The organism is Alphaproteobacteria bacterium GM7ARS4 (assembly GCA_014332745.1).
GTDB lineage: Bacteria > Pseudomonadota > Alphaproteobacteria > GM7ARS4 > GM7ARS4 > GM7ARS4.
In genome coordinates this window covers 162,040-174,137 of record JACONL010000002.1, presented here as the reverse complement: position 1 = coordinate 174,137, position 12,098 = coordinate 162,040, and the positions used below count along the sequence as shown (strand labels likewise).

Genomic DNA, 12,098 nt, shown 5'->3' with positions numbered 1-12,098 from the left:
GACGTCATCTTTTGATGTGGGTCTTGTCCGTCGCCATGCGTGGGCTGAGGATGATGCCGTGCTGTTGCGTGTGGGGCAACCCATGCGCGTTGAGGATGGTAGGCTAGACATCAGTTTGCGCCATCGCAACGGCGTCTTGCTCCAACGTTTTGATGTGCGCCCGTCAGCGCGCACCCTTGAGCTTGGGTTTGGCTATGACGCCATGCTCTCTGAGCGGGTGCGCATGCGGGCGATGGTGGATTATATCCTCAATCCCCAGCATAGCGTGCGTCGTCCCGATGAGCTCTTTGCCATCATGAGCATAAGAGGCGCATTCTAGGGTTCTAGGGGGGTGCTTGCGTCTTACTCCGCGCAACACCCCCGCCTTTCCTATAGGGCGGGGGTTTTTGCGCGCCATCGTGGGTGGATGATGTCCTCAATCCTCACAGCATAGCGTCTCTTACCCCCCGCGCGCCCTGTGTGCTTGCTCTTTACTCTTTGCTTTTTGCCCCCTGCTCTCTTTTATGTGTGTTAGGCGGGAAGCCAGACTTCGCCTTTTCCCATATGGGTTACATCGCCCATATGGCGCGCCATGCCTTTGACGGCATGTTTCTCCATGAGGCTCGCGCATTTTTTACTCAATGTCGCCACATGGCGTGTCATCACGTTGAGGAAGGGAAGGGCGTGGACGCCGTTATAGGCAAAAGCGCCAGTGGTGAGGGTTTTTTCTTTTCCTTGAAGCATCACCAGACTTCCGCGGCGCATACCGCGTCCCCATCCCGTTGCGCATGCGCCCATGATGATAATTGTTCCTGCGACCATATGGGACGCTCCGTATGCGCCTCCTTGTCCTTCGATGAGGATGACGCCGCGCCGCATTTTATGGCCGATATGGCGTCCGCCATTGCCATAGACATGGATGACGCCTCCCTCCATGCCAAAGAGGCCGCCTGTGGCGTTGCCTCCTGCATAGTCGCCTACCGATTTTTTGATTGTCAATGCGCCTCCTTTCATGCCACAGCCTGCGTGATGTCCTGCGTGGCCTTCTATGACGACTTTGCCTCCTGTCATGCCTCGTCCTACATCGTCGCCGCTGTTGCCATCGATGTGGAGCGCGCCGTGACGCCAGCCATAGCCTACACGGGACAAGCGGGCGTTTCCTGCCTCGATGGTGAGCGCGCCGTTGCGTTCTTGCGTCCATGGGGCGGCGACTTTCCCTTTGACAGAAAAAATATCGCCTAACGGCACGGGAAGGCCGCGCACCTTGAGCATGGCATGGTTTATATCACCGCGTTCTAGCGCCTCTGCCAAGCCTGTCATATCCACATGCGCCCCTTTCTCTCCCCGATAGGTCAGCGTTAATGTCGTCATGTGAGTATCTCGCGCAAAGAAAAATGGTGGGGGCCTAGCTTACCGCCGTAGTTGCCAGCGCTCAGCCCGACAATCCCGCCTTTACGTCCTAGGCGTATCACAGCGTTCATGCCTTGTGCCATTGCCTTTTCAATAGGCGCACGTCCTAAACCATTGATGACGATCTCCATGACGGACGCCACGTTGGCGGGTAAAGAGGATGGAATCAGCCCCCGCAATGTGGGACAGAATGCGCCATTGGTAGATGCGATGAGGGATTTGTATTTTGAGCCTACCTTTGAGCCAGAACGCACCACGCCTCCCGGAAAGGGAAGAATGACAGACGGCAAGCCTCTGATAGCCTCTACAGCATGAGACGCTGCCGTGAGGGCAGCGCGACGCGACTCGGCAAGGATAAGAAAATTACCACCACCAATGGCCTCACGACGCCATGTATGGTCTTCACACAAGAACTCGCCATCCATAACGGGAATGCGCCAATAGCGACGCTCGCCTAAGCGTTTTGATATTTGCCAACCATCGCCAAAATAGCGCAACGCTGCTCCCACAGGCACTTTGTCTTTCACTTTATCCTTTGGCGACGACTCGGGCGCTTGGGAAAAGCCAGAGAAAAGCGCCGATGTGGGCGCTGTCATAACACATTGCCCGCAACGATTAATGACGTGCTTTTTTAGTTGAGAGGATGACATGGCAAAGAGCATGACGGATATGCCATAGCGGCCATCGGGTGTCTCGTCTGGTTTGAGATGACTCTCTATTGCCCCCTCGCAACCGCATGCTATCACTGACGTGGCAAAACCCGTCATGGAACGCGCCGCCTCTAACGCCCAACGCTCGGTATCTGCCGTGATGATTAGACGCACGGCAGACATAGGAAAGGCTTCCGCAAAGGTGTCCTCTATGAAAATCCCTTTCCTCTCCATGGGGACTCACCTCCCATCCACGCGCTCACCACACAAGGCTTCGCGAAAACGAATGTCCTCTTGTCCTCCAAAATTCTCTAAATCCACAGCGGTATTTTGTAAGCTGATAGAGTGATAAGAGTCATACCACGCCTCTAAACGCTTCAATGACGCCATGTCATAGGAAGGGCGCACAACCTCGTGACAGCCTTGATGATGACACAGCACCTTGCCATTGCGCGCCACCAATACACCATCCTTAAAGACATAGTCTGGCTTATCAAACATCGTCTCCTTATTGTCATGCTCTTGATAGACGGCAATATCGGCTAACGCCCCTGCGCCTAAATGCCCATGGTTCGTCAAGCCTAAAATCTTGGCGGGACCGCTACGCGTCATCGCCGCAATCTCTTCCAATGTATACTCACGCTGGATAGAGCGAAGGCCGCTCATACGTTGCGCCTCTGGGTGAATTTGGTCGAAAACGCTGTTGCGATACGCCCTATCCATCAATAAGCGAATAATGCGCGGGTATGACGTGAAAGGCGCCGCATTAGGATGGTCTGTCGTGAGAAAGACACGCGACGGGTCATCCACAAGCAAAAAGAGCTCTAGGCCTATCGCCCATTGCAACGAATTATAGTAATTGTCATCGTCATACTTGACAGGCACAAGGCCACAGCCCCCTTGACACTCGATATCCATACACACCCACTTATTAGGGTTTGCATGCATCCTGCCATTGTACTGTTGCATGGTGTCGCCAGACTCTGTCATGGTCTGGCCAAACATCACTTGCCCAATGTCAATGCTGATATTCTTGTGCTTATTCACCGCCTCAGCAATGGCGACTGCCCCTGAGGAAAATTTCTTATCCCCTTCCTTGCCATAGGCATAAAACTGAATATGGGTGATATGCAACGGCATCCCCTCGGCTGCCTCTATGGTGTCTAACGTTGTCTGGACGCTCCCTGCTGCCCCCAAATTACACCCATGAACATGCAATGGATGGACAACGCCTAAATCTAACAACGCTCTGCTTAAAGAAAGAATGACTTCGCGCGGCGTGACCTGATAGTGCGTGTTCTTCTCGTCTAAATCAAGGCGACGCTGATTGAACTTAAAGGCGTTGACGGCGCCTGGGTTGACAACCTTAACCGCTAAGGCCTTCGTCACATCCAACATCCACGCCACATAGTCGTTAATCTCTTTCTTCTCGGCCTTTGACGCCAATAAATCCATGAAATAATCCTCGTTACCCATCATCACATACGCCCCCTTGTCGATAATAGGCGTGTCCGCTAACTCTAAGTGAGTCTGACGGGCATTCACAGGCATCATGGCTGGCTCGAACGCCGCCGTGAACCCCATAGACGCATAGCGATAACCACTGGAAAAACTCGTCATGGTCGGCTCGCTCGAACCACCGCGAAAACCATTCTCAGGAGCAAAGAGAGTCGCCTCGTGCAACTCAGGCATCAAAAGACGCGCCACATTGTTCTTGCCACCAGCAATGTGCGTATGGATGTCAATAGCACCCGCCATGACAATCCCACCCTTTAAATCATAGACTTTGTCCGGCTTGCCAGAAAAAGACTCCTTGCCCACCATCACCCCATCTTCGACATACAGAGTCTCTTGCACATCGCTCTTGTTATGCATGGGGTCATAAAGACGCCCATTCTCCAATATCATACGCATTATCCTAGTGCCTCTCTTATCCCGTCCAAAAGCTCAACAGAGGAACGCAATGGACTCTCATATAGTTGATGTAGAGGAAGGGAGACGACACTATCTAAACGCACCGCAACACCCTTCTCATGCACCCCCGTTATCTTCACAGGAAGAAAGACGCTCGGCTCTTCCTGCAACGCTAAATCCTGACGACCTATGACAATAGAGGGTATCGAACCCTTGAGGGATGGCGGAACGATGTCTTGATTAAAAACCGAAAGCCATATCAAAGCATCCACCGCCTTCTCCTCTAACAGAACACGTGTCGCAAAACGCTTCCTGTCATAGTGAGGACCATCCTTCTCGTAAGAAATCCGCAACGGAAAGCCAGACTGCCACATGGCGATCTGACCCGCCCCCACAATGTTACCATCACCACCTAAGGGAAACCCTATCATACGTATGTCCCTGTTCATCTCTTGAGTCCAACGGGCAAAAGACGATACCAATGACGACGCCTCCTCCTCGCCATACGCCTTCACCAACGCACTCACATCCCACACGATCGCACCATAGGAACATTGACGCAAAGACTCTATGACGCGCTCTAACGCCTTCATAGGAACAGACTCGGCCAAAGAAGGCGGAACAGGCTGACCCGCCCATAATAAACGCAACGCCCCCATGCAAGACGGAAAATCAGCGCGCGCTACCTTGATATGCTCCAACGAATGTCCAGATGGCGTGTCAACCCAATCATTGCTCCACGACTCACCCACAAACATCACACGCCTCTTCTTAAGCCTGTCAGAAAAAATCGCCTCCTTGCGCCATATATAACGCTCGAATAAACGACGCATACGCCAATCAGTCAGCTCGCCCAATAACACAACAACGTCCGTGCGATTGCCTAACTCACTTGCCGTCCCCGTAAACCAACCCTTCTCCTGAACAGCGCGCACCTGCGCCGAATAGGCATCACCACCCGCATGGTCAATGACGCCACCGCTCCGCTCCGCTAACGACACCATACGCTTGACAGACGACATGCCCCCCGCCATGCCCCCCCACAAAGGACGCTTCGACGCCTTCACAATATCAACACACGCCCCCATAGCCTCTTCATAAGAAACAGACTTGCCACCTACACGCGGCGATACACCCAAAGACTCGTCTATGGTGAAACCTTGCTTGGCACGCACGCAAGAGACATCGGGTATGTCAAGACCATCATCACTCACCCGCACCTTGATGTCATCGCATAATAAACCACAAAAAGGACAGGTGACGTTGTTCCTCACACGCTCCATCATACAACCCCCATCCCCTTTCCTACGATATGTCCTATCACATCACACAGCATGCCATTACTCCTCATCATACTTCACATAAGAGAAACGCAAGTCGCCCTGAGGCGTCCCCGTCAAACCAACATCCTCCTCACTCGGACGCCAGCATACAACAGACTCGATCCTCCTCGCAAGAGAAAAATCCTTATCCGTAATGCCCTTCTCGGTATGCGTCATCAAACGCACATCCACCCAACCATAAGACGCCTTAAGGTCAGGGTGATGCCACGCCGCCTCCGCCATATGACCAACCGTGTTAATCACCATCAACGTGGATTTCCAATTATACGTGCGGTAATGGCGCACAAGCCAACCATCCTTATACACCCAATGGGGTAGATGCTCTGAGATATAACGCTGTATCTCATCAACACTATAAACCTTGACCTTTTCCTTCTTCATGATAAAGCATTCCTTTGTGTTATCATATCTCACGCTCACCACAGAGCATGAGAACCCCCTCGCCCCTCCATAGCCCCATACGCCCACCCCCTCCCCTCCATGTCTAGCACAACACACGTCCATATCACAAGCGCCGCACGCCTACATTTTGGCTTTTTTTATCCCCTCTCCTCACACCATACAACACGACATTTTGGAAGTGTTGGCATGGCTATCCACGGCTTCAAAGCACAACTCAACGCCCATTATACGCCAAACGATAACGCGCCCCTCGCACAGAATATCCACATGATAGGCCTAGAGAACAATACACTCTTGCGCAAAAGTCAAGCCCTCGCACAACAATACAAACGCACAGGACACCTCACCCTCGACTTCACAACAACAATCCCCACCCACCAAGGGTTAGGCTCTGGCACGCAACACGCCCTCCTCTGCGCCCACGCTATCATCCACCTCTGCCAACTCCCTATCACCATACGAAAAAGCACAGCGCTCATGGGAAGAGGACAACGCTCAGGAATCGGAATCGCGAGCTACGAACAAGGAGGATTTATCATCGATAACGGCATACAAAAAAACATGCCCCACGTCCCGCCAACACCCTACCAACGCGTCACCCTCCCCACAGCATGGCGTGTCCTCCTCATCCTCGCCCCTCACCAACAAGGTGTCCATGGCCATGCCGAAAAACATGCCTTCCACACGCTCAATCAACAAAAAACGCAACGCCTAACACACAATGCCACACAATATCATGGCACAACGCCCGATAGCATCATACAAAGTATCACGCAAAAAGATTTTGCCACATTCTCCCGACATATAGGAAAACTACAACACGCCATGAGCAGCCATTTTGCCTTCGCACAGAATCATCGCCCCTACGCCTCTACAAAAGTCGCACACGCCCTCCACTATCTCCAGCACCAAGGCATCCAAGGATACGGACAAAGCTCATGGGGACCAACGGGATTTGCCTTCTTCCCCCATACACGCGACGCCTCACGCACCCTCCACGCCTTGCAACAATTAGAAACCTCCCTTACCTATCGTATCGTCTCCCCTTGTGCCCACGGAGCAACCCTCACAGATATGACAGCACACACAGCCTATGATTAGACCTTGTCTATCCACATACATCACTCTATGGTAGAGAAACGCCTATCCACCCCTTAACGGAATACACCATGCCCAACAAGAAATATATCCTCCACATGCTCAGCCCGCAAAGCAACGTCAGCCCCTTCGATGTCAACATGGCTTATGACGCCGGGTTCGACGCCGTCATCGGCTATACCCATATCACCACAAAAGACGTACGCCCCCTGACACAAGACGCCATATTCTCACGCTCTGTTGCCGATACCGATAAAACAGGAATCTTCATCGGCGGAAAAGATATTTTTGACGCCCTCGATATGATGGAAGAAGCAAAAAAGGCCATGGTGCCCCCCTTCGAAATCTCCGTCTTCCCCGACCCCGCCGGCTCTTTTACTACCGCCGCCGCCATGGTCGCATGCGTCGAACGCACACTCAAAAAACAATGGAATACAACCCTCAAAGGACTCAACGTCAAAATCTATGGCGGAAAAGGAATCGTCGGCGGCGTCTGTGGTATCCTCTGCGCCCAAGAAAAAGCCAACGTCACCCTCATCGGCTATGACGGAGTCGACAATGTGGCACAACGCGCCGAAGGATACAAAAAACGATTCAACGTCCACATGCACGCCGCCGACGGAAGTAGCGACGAAAAAAATACAGAACTCCTCAAAGATGCCGACGTCGTCTTCTGTGCCGCACGAGCAGGAGTCCAAGTCCTCAGCACACAACAACTCATGACCGCTAAAAATATCAAAGCCATCACCGACGCTAATGCCGTCCCACCAGCAGGCATCGAAGGACTACAACTCAAAGACAATGACGCCAAAACGCCCTATGACGCCTATGCCATAGGACCCCTCACCTCAGGCGATATTAAAGTGAAAACCCAATATGCTATGTTCCAAGCCATGTGCACAAACAAAAAAAACCTCTATCTCGATATCGCCTATGCTGCCGAGACCGCACGCGCCATCGTCGCCAAACAGGGATGATATAAACACACAAAAACACCCACAACCCCTCATTATTGTCGCCCTCAATGCGCGTCCCCTCGCCGCCATCGCACGCATAGCCCACTATCAACCATACGCCATAGACGCCTTTGGCGACCACGACCTCGAAACCCATCGCCACGCCTATCTCCCTCTCCATAAGAGCACCGCGCCCACCCTCAACGCATGGCACAACGCCCTCGATGCCATCGACCCCAACCGCACCACACCCATCATCTATGGAAGCGGGCTAGAACGCTGTCCTCACCTCCTCAACGCCATACACCAACGCCCCCTTTATGGAAACCCACCCCATATCTTGTCCCATACGACAAACCCGCAACGATTCTTTGCCACCCTCGACCAACTCGCCATTCCCTACCCGCCTATCTCCTTCGCCCGCCCGCCACCAAACACAAAAAGACCATGGCTATGCAAACATGCCGCATCGTCCGGCGGCACAGGCATAACATATCTCTCACACCATACGACACACACACAGGATACATACTACCAACATGCCATGTCCGATACACACCATATCGGCCTGTCCTTCCTCGCCAATGGAACAGCATGCGTCCCTCTGGGATTTAGCCGCCAAAGGCACACGCACCACATCACCCATCATCCCCGATACCCCTTACGCCTCGATATCATCGACACACAACCACCCCCCACAGAAACGCTCGCCCACCATGTCATCACCTATGCCACACAACTGACAAAAACCCTCACATTGCGCGGTATCAATAGCATCGATGTCCTCTATGCCAAAAAATATCATGCCCCCTTTGTCTTGGAACTCAACCCACGACCCGGCATCGCCCTCGACCTCTTCGCGACGGAACATGGCTCTGACCTCCTCCGCTGGCACTGTCAGCAATGCCAAAATAACCCGTCCCCCCTTCCCTCATTGCCCGCCATCCATACATTAATGCCACAAGGACTCAAAATCCTCTACGCCCCACAGACCATCCCATCCACGCCACATCCCCATATCCTCCAATCCCACATCAACAGATATGCCACAGGACATGTCATCCTCAAGGATATGCCAAAAACAGGAACAACCATCAAAAAAGACGCCCCCTTCTGCACCATCCACGCCCAAGGAAAAACCATCGAAGACGTGCATATAATGCTTGCCTCAACCGAAAAAAATCTCTATGGTGCCTTAGCACGGGGAAGAGTGAAAGGAAGAGGCAGGCACACGCAACGAAAGCACTGAGGTCGCTGATACATGGCAAAAATTTCTAATGTTCCCGCATCGGACTGGCCCGATATAGGCCTTATCATCCAACCCACCGTCGATGAATTGTCACAGAGAGCATCCGCCCTGCGAATCAAGAAATCCCAAGGACCTCTGGGGTGTCACATCATCGATTGTGGAGTCGAAACACCCGGCAGTCTCGAAGCGGGAATCCTTGTCGCAAAAATCTGTATGGGCGGACTGGGCTATATCAGTATCACCCCTTGCCCTAGCCATACGAAAAATTGGGCATGGCAGGTGAGTGCCCATAGTAGCAACCCCGTCCTCGCATGCCTTGGGAGTCAATATGCTGGATGGAGCCTCAAAACAGACGATTATAGCTCCCTCGCCTCAGGCCCAGGGCGCGCACTGGCCGCCCACGAGCCCTTGTTCAAAGAACTGCAATATCAAACAAAACACCGCGCCGCCGTCCTTGTCCTCGAAGTGGAAAAACCACCGCCAAAAGCGCTCGTGGAAAAAGTCCTCAATGATTGCAATGTGAAGGCATCCAATCTGACATTTATCCTCACCCCTACATCGAGTCTCGCCGGCACCGTTCAGGTGGCCGCACGATGCCTAGAGGTCGCACTCCATAAAGCCCACGACCTCAAATTCCCACTGGAAAACATTATCGACGGCGCCGCGCACGCCCCTCTGCCCCCACCAGGAGCAGAATTCACCGTCAGCATGGGACGCACCAATGACGCCATCATCTATGGAGGCAACGTCCATCTCTTCGTCAGTGGCGACGACGGCCAAGCTGAAGAGCTCGCCCTCAAACTCCCCAGTAGAAACTCTAAAGATTACGGAAAACCTTTTGCCGATATCTTTAAGGCTTTCAAAGGTGATTTTTATGCGATGGATGCCTCACTCTTTAGCCCCGCCCGCGCCGTCATCTCCAATATCGATACGGGAAGAAGCTTCCACGCCGGAGGCGTCGACGAAACCGTCCTCGATAACTCTTTTGGCTACGGACGCTAACAGAACAAGAGCCCCCTTCACAGGCAAGAACAAAGGGGACAAGGGGACATCTATGGAAGGGGCATGGAAGGGGACGTAAGGGCGCAACCGAAAGAAGGCATAAAAGGCATGGGAGAAACACAACGCCATAGGCCCGCCACAGAATAGACGACAGCTGAAGGCATCGCTCCCTCCATGCCCGCCCCTCACATTGTCGTGTTCAGTGATGACGCTTCGATGCCACCATCACACCACGCAAAACAAGATAAGGGAAAAGCGCCACAAGGCTATCATCAAAGGACGCTCACCCTTGCCGCCCAACAGCATCGCCTCACCATCGCATGGATGCCTTACCGCTGTTGCGTCTTCAACACACACAGCCCATATGGTCTCTCTATCGACGATGGCGACTCTGAACGCTTGCCTCGCGCCGTCTTCGCACGTTTTATCGCTGCTGGCTCCCTGCAAGAACTCACCTTCTCCCTGTCCGTCCTCCATGCCTTCACCGCATGCGGCGTGCCCGTCCTCAACCAAGCGCGCACCATCGAACGCACCGTCGATAAGGGATTATGCGCCCATATCCTGCAACGCCACCATATCCCCATCCCCCTCTCTATCACATGCGCAAGCCCCCAACATATCCACGCCATACGACAGACATATCCCCTTAAGACATTCGTCTATAAGCCCCTCTTTGGCGCACAAGGAAAGGGACTGCAAAAAATAAGACCGAACGACCCAATCCCTCAACAAAAGGACACCCAAGGCGTCTGGCATATGCAAGAATATATCGAAAGCGACGCCGAACAGGGATGGTTTCAAGATTGGCGAGTCTTCATTGTCGACGGCAAAATCGTCTCCATGATGAGACGAAAATCACGCACATGGATTACCAATGTGAGCCAAGGCGCCTTGTGCATACCTGACTATGACCATGACATAGGCGCGACCGCCCTCAACGCCGCCCGATGTCTCCTCACCGATTATGCCGGCATCGACATCATACGCAACCGACAAAAGCGCCCCCTTGTCCTCGAAGTCAATAGTATCCCCGCTTGGCAGGGAATCGAACAAAAGACAACACCCAAAATCGCCGCCTCACTGATCACCATGGCAAAAAAACGCATGGAAGACCCATCAAGATGACGACAAAACACATACCGCCAAAAAAACCACAATGTCTCGCGCCATAGACCCCTACCAAATACAGCACGCCTTCCTCTGGGCAACATTGAGCGAATTGGAAGCCTTGAAAGTAGGAAATGTCCATCTCTACAAGGAAGGACACGGACTCGCCATCAGCACATTCGTCCAAAGCGCCTACGCATGCGCCCCCATCATGGCGCGCCCATCGATGACGGTGGGCGCACGTATCATGGAGAGCTGTATAGCCACCCACAACGCTGTCCGCACCAATAGCAATCTCGGCATCATCTTGCTCTGTGCCTGTATCGCCTCAGCCACCCACAGACGACAATGCTCCCCCACCTTGCGTGATGCCCTCAGACACACCCTCTCACATCTCACCATAGACGACGCACAACAAGCCTATCGCGCCATACGCCTGATGGCGCCCAGCGGTATGGGCCATGTCGCCACCCACGATATTGCCATCAACCCATCCATCACCCTCGCCCATGCCATGCATCTCAGCAAAGACCGCGATCGTATCGCCTATCAATATGACTCATGCTTCCAAGATGTCTATGACATCGCCATCCCCTTTCTCCAAGCACACCGCTGCCACAGCACACAGCCCCATATAACACGCCATACCATCGCCATGCTCCATCTCACCCTCCTCGCCAGCATCCAAGATAGCCACATAGCAAGACAACATGGCACGCTGATGGCACAGACCATCCAAGAGCGCGCCGCACGCCTGCTCACAGACGCCGCCCACACACCAGCCTTTTATCAACGACTCCTCGCATGGGACCACGCACTAAAACAACGCCATATCAATCCCGGAACAACAGCCGATATGCTTGTCGCCAGTTTGATGCTCTTTTTCATCGAACACATGCATGGACGCTAAAAGACACCAATTTTATCTTGCATCATGCCTCTCCTCCATGCTAGGCTCTAAAGCGAGGGTGTGTAAGGAGGGATACGC

Annotated in this window: 12 protein-coding genes; 7 read left to right on the top strand and 5 right to left on the bottom strand. The window is 53.1% G+C overall.

The window, feature by feature from the left end; genetic code table 11:
- A partial coding sequence (locus GDA54_03540) for a hypothetical protein (GenBank protein MBC6497379.1) occupies positions 1-319 on the top strand: 319 nt, incomplete at its 5' end.
- Between the two features lie 191 nt (positions 320-510).
- On the opposite strand, the gene GDA54_03535 is transcribed toward GDA54_03540, so the two are convergent.
- The 5 genes from GDA54_03535 to GDA54_03515 are packed head-to-tail and all read right to left on the bottom strand — an operon-like array spanning position 511 to position 5,677.
- Positions 511-1,350 (bottom strand): formylmethanofuran dehydrogenase subunit C, encoded by an 840-nt coding sequence (locus tag GDA54_03535; GenBank protein MBC6497378.1) that lies wholly within the window; start codon positions 1,348-1,350, stop codon positions 511-513.
- Entirely contained in the window at positions 1,347-2,273 is a 927-nt protein-coding gene (gene fhcD / locus GDA54_03530) for a formylmethanofuran--tetrahydromethanopterin N-formyltransferase (GenBank protein MBC6497377.1), read from the bottom strand. The genes GDA54_03535 and fhcD overlap by 4 nt, the downstream gene beginning before the upstream one ends.
- A gap of 6 nt (positions 2,274-2,279) precedes the next feature.
- On the bottom strand, positions 2,280-3,953 hold the full coding sequence (locus tag GDA54_03525) for a formylmethanofuran dehydrogenase subunit A (protein MBC6497376.1): 1,674 nt from the start codon (positions 3,951-3,953) through the stop codon (positions 2,280-2,282).
- Entirely contained in the window at positions 3,953-5,239 is a 1,287-nt protein-coding gene (locus GDA54_03520; GenBank protein MBC6497375.1) for a hypothetical protein, read from the bottom strand. The genes GDA54_03525 and GDA54_03520 overlap by 1 nt, the downstream gene beginning before the upstream one ends.
- Before the next feature lie 54 nt (positions 5,240-5,293).
- Complete coding sequence (locus GDA54_03515) at positions 5,294-5,677, bottom strand: 4a-hydroxytetrahydrobiopterin dehydratase (protein ID MBC6497374.1); 384 nt, start codon at positions 5,675-5,677, stop codon at positions 5,294-5,296.
- Positions 5,678-5,776: 99 nt separating this feature from the next.
- Here GDA54_03515 and GDA54_03510 point away from each other — a divergent pair, with 99 nt between their 5' ends.
- From GDA54_03510 to GDA54_03485, 6 genes are all read left to right on the top strand, one after another.
- Positions 5,777-6,799, top strand: coding sequence for a hypothetical protein (locus GDA54_03510; GenBank protein ID MBC6497373.1), 1,023 nt, complete (start codon positions 5,777-5,779; stop codon positions 6,797-6,799).
- 68 nt (positions 6,800-6,867) lie between these two features.
- Entirely contained in the window at positions 6,868-7,773 is a 906-nt protein-coding gene (locus tag GDA54_03505) for a methylenetetrahydromethanopterin dehydrogenase (GenBank protein MBC6497372.1), read from the top strand.
- Positions 7,730-9,001, top strand: coding sequence for an ATP-grasp domain-containing protein (locus tag GDA54_03500; protein ID MBC6497371.1), 1,272 nt, complete (start codon positions 7,730-7,732; stop codon positions 8,999-9,001). The genes GDA54_03505 and GDA54_03500 overlap by 44 nt, the downstream gene beginning before the upstream one ends.
- A gap of 12 nt (positions 9,002-9,013) precedes the next feature.
- Positions 9,014-10,003: a methenyltetrahydromethanopterin cyclohydrolase gene (locus GDA54_03495; protein MBC6497370.1), complete on the top strand. Its 990-nt coding sequence runs from the start codon at positions 9,014-9,016 to the stop codon at positions 10,001-10,003.
- A gap of 174 nt (positions 10,004-10,177) precedes the next feature.
- Positions 10,178-11,128 (top strand): ATP-grasp domain-containing protein, encoded by a 951-nt coding sequence (locus GDA54_03490; protein ID MBC6497369.1) that lies wholly within the window; start codon positions 10,178-10,180, stop codon positions 11,126-11,128.
- A gap of 31 nt (positions 11,129-11,159) precedes the next feature.
- Positions 11,160-12,020, top strand: a complete 861-nt coding sequence (locus GDA54_03485; GenBank protein ID MBC6497368.1) for a triphosphoribosyl-dephospho-CoA synthase — start codon at positions 11,160-11,162, stop codon at positions 12,018-12,020.
- Positions 12,021-12,098 lie beyond the last annotated feature (78 nt).

What these genes read in the sequence shown, in the direction of transcription:
- GDA54_03535 (MBC6497378.1), bottom strand. Translation starts at nt 1,350, where the DNA reads ATGACGACATTAACGCTGACCTATCGGGGAGAGAAAGGGGCGCATGTG.
- fhcD (MBC6497377.1), bottom strand. Translation starts at nt 2,273, where the DNA reads ATGGAGAGGAAAGGGATTTTCATAGAGGACACCTTTGCGGAAGCCTTT.
- GDA54_03525 (MBC6497376.1), bottom strand. Translation starts at nt 3,953, where the DNA reads ATGCGTATGATATTGGAGAATGGGCGTCTTTATGACCCCATGCATAAC.
- GDA54_03520 (MBC6497375.1), bottom strand. Translation starts at nt 5,239, where the DNA reads ATGATGGAGCGTGTGAGGAACAACGTCACCTGTCCTTTTTGTGGTTTA.
- GDA54_03515 (MBC6497374.1), bottom strand. Translation starts at nt 5,677, where the DNA reads ATGAAGAAGGAAAAGGTCAAGGTTTATAGTGTTGATGAGATACAGCGT.
- GDA54_03510 (MBC6497373.1), top strand. Translation starts at nt 5,777, where the DNA reads ATGTCTAGCACAACACACGTCCATATCACAAGCGCCGCACGCCTACAT.
- GDA54_03505 (MBC6497372.1), top strand. Translation starts at nt 6,868, where the DNA reads ATGCCCAACAAGAAATATATCCTCCACATGCTCAGCCCGCAAAGCAAC.
- GDA54_03500 (MBC6497371.1), top strand. Translation starts at nt 7,730, where the DNA reads ATGCTGCCGAGACCGCACGCGCCATCGTCGCCAAACAGGGATGATATA.
- GDA54_03495 (MBC6497370.1), top strand. Translation starts at nt 9,014, where the DNA reads ATGGCAAAAATTTCTAATGTTCCCGCATCGGACTGGCCCGATATAGGC.
- GDA54_03490 (MBC6497369.1), top strand. Translation starts at nt 10,178, where the DNA reads ATGCCCGCCCCTCACATTGTCGTGTTCAGTGATGACGCTTCGATGCCA.
- GDA54_03485 (MBC6497368.1), top strand. Translation starts at nt 11,160, where the DNA reads ATGTCTCGCGCCATAGACCCCTACCAAATACAGCACGCCTTCCTCTGG.